This window comes from Steroidobacter sp. (genome assembly GCF_016790065.1).
Lineage (GTDB): Bacteria > Pseudomonadota > Gammaproteobacteria > Steroidobacterales > Steroidobacteraceae > Steroidobacter.
On sequence record NZ_JAEUPY010000877.1, the window covers coordinates 1 to 2,387 of the forward strand.

The 2,387-nt window shown below is 60.2% G+C and carries 2 protein-coding genes and 1 pseudogene; 1 reads left to right on the forward strand and 2 read right to left on the reverse strand.

All coding sequences use genetic code 11. From position 1 onward, the window contains the following. Positions 1-520 (reverse strand): annotated as a pseudogene (locus tag JNL55_RS35170) (two-component sensor histidine kinase); the annotation flags it as partial. After that, a complete protein-coding gene (locus JNL55_RS35175) occupies positions 517-1,182 on the reverse strand; it encodes a response regulator transcription factor (RefSeq protein WP_293866006.1) in 666 nt (221 codons plus the stop codon). The pseudogene JNL55_RS35170 and the gene JNL55_RS35175, both read right to left, overlap by 4 nt. 185 nt (positions 1,183-1,367) lie before the next feature. On the opposite strand from JNL55_RS35175, the gene JNL55_RS35180 reads away from it, so the two are divergent. Further along, positions 1,368-2,387 (forward strand): YncE family protein (locus tag JNL55_RS35180; RefSeq protein WP_293866009.1); only part of this gene is annotated, 1,020 nt, incomplete at its 3' end.

Genomic DNA, 2,387 nt, shown 5'->3' on the forward strand with positions numbered 1-2,387 from the left:
TGCTGAGCACATAGCCGACGATTGCACTCAGCGCTAGCATGATGGCGAGCAAGATGCCGCACACCTCGACATAACCTTCCATGACACGGCGTACCGGCTGCACCGGAGTCGCGATCATGACGTCGAACGGTGCGAGAATGAACTCGCCGACGCGCAGTTCGCCGACGCCGGTCACGTGTGCATCGAACACACGCTCGCCGCGGACGTCGGGAATGCTCTCGCCGTGCAAGTTGCTGGAACGAAACAACGTCTGTGTGCCGGAATGAATGTCGATGTAGAACAGGACGGAGGAATATTCGGTGGTCTCGCGAATGCGGGCATCCACGCCGCTGCGATCCAGGCCGTGGTAGTCGGCGCCCAGCCGGGCCTTTATCTGCGCGAATTCGGCGGCGTTGAGCAGATCCAGGCCCCGAATCAGATGCGTCTGTAGTAGAAAGTAACCGGCCACCGACAACGATGCGAACAGAACGGTCGCGGTCAGTGCATACCACGTTGCCAGCCGCGCACCGATCGATCTCATAACAGTTGATAGCCGACGCCGCGCACGGTTTTGAACACCGGCCGGTTGGCAGCAGCTTCCAGCTTGCCTCGCAGGCGGCTCATGTAGACGTCCAGTAGATTGGTGTCGACGTCGTAGTTCGATTCCCAGATTTTTTCGCAGATCAGCGTGCGCGTCAGAATGCGGCCGGGGTTGTGCATGAAGGTTTCCAGCAATGCGAACTCGCGACTGGTGAGTTCGAGCGGCTGGCCGGCGACTTGCACGCTGCGCCCGAGCAGGTCGACGGTGATGTCGCGATGCTGGAGTAACGTTTGCTTGACGCTGGTCTGGCGACGCAAAAGTACGCGCACTCGTGCCAACAACTCCTCGAGGCTGAAAGGTTTGGGCAGGTAGTCGTCGGCGCCGAGGTCCAGGCCGCGGATGCGATCCTGCACGCTGTCGCGGGCGCTGAGAATCAGCACCGGTTCACTGAAGCCGCTGCGTCGCCATTCGGCCAGCAGATCCAGGCCGTCGCCGTCGGGCAGGCCGAGGTCGAGCACCACCAAGTCGTAATGGGCTTCGCACAGCGCATTGCGCGCCTCGCTACAGCTGCCTGCGCAGGCGACCGTATAGGCGCGTTCTCCGAGCCCGCGACGCAAGAACTCGGCCAGCCGTTTCTGATCCTCGACGATGAGCACTTTCACCCTGGCATTTAACCTCAGTTGTCACCGGCGGCGCGAGCACGATCTTGGCGAATTGCCTTGCCTGAATTTTCTTTCAGGTTCGATTCACTTTCGCGACAGGCTGCACCGCTACAGTCGGCGCCCAAGAACCAACGAGTATCAACGGGTATCAACGATGGCCGCCGTGCGGCTTCGGGGGAGAGTGCATGTTACGTATTGCCGCTGTATTGGTTGCTGGGTCGTTCATGGCGAGCGCGCAGGCCGAGCCGTTCTATCGGCTGGAGTCCGCACTGACCATCGAAAGTCCCAATGTCCCCAACTGGGATTACCTGACCTTCGATCCTAGCCACAACTACTTGTATATCTCCCGGCGAGAGGACGGTGTGCTGATCTACGACACGCAGGCCAAGCGCATTACCGGCACGATCGAGAACACGGTCGGCGGCAACGCCATCACGCTGGTGCCGGAGTTCGACCGCGGCTATGTGACCAACCTGGACGGCTCGGCGACCATTTTCCAGATTTCCACGCTCAAGGCGCTGGAGCGAGTCAAGTTCGGCAAGGACGCTGACAATGCCTTCTACGATCCGGTCACCAAGCAGTTGCTGATCACCATGGGTGACAGCAAGCGCGCGGCGTTCCTCGATGCCAAGACGGGCAAGACGCTCGGCACGCTGGATATCGATAGCGAGAAGTTGGAAGGCACCGCGGCCGATGGCAACGGCAACATGTACATGGCGCTGCGTGACCGTAACAAGGTGATTCGCATCGACATGAAGAAGCGCCAGGTGGTGCAGGAATGGAGTCCGGCCAACTGCGAGCTGCCCAATGGGGTGGCCTACGATGCTGCCAACAAGCGGCTGTTCGTGAGTTGCCGCGGCAACAGTCCGGTCCTGCTGGTGATCGATCCGGCCAACGGCAAGGTCGTGGCCAGTCCCACCATCGGCCGGGGCAACGATGTCGTGGTGTTCGATGCCGACGCGCGCAAGATCTATACCTCCAACGGTTTCGACGGCACGCTGGTGATCATCGATCAGGTCGATGCCAACACTTACAAGCTGGCCGAAGCGACCACGACGCGCCCGTACGCGCGCACCATGGCGTTGGATCCCAAGACCAAGAAGGTGTACCTCGCGACTGCCGAGGGCACAGTCGATCCGGCCAAGAAATGGAAGAGCGAGATTGCCTCGTTCTATCCGAACAAGTATTTCTTGAATACCTTTACT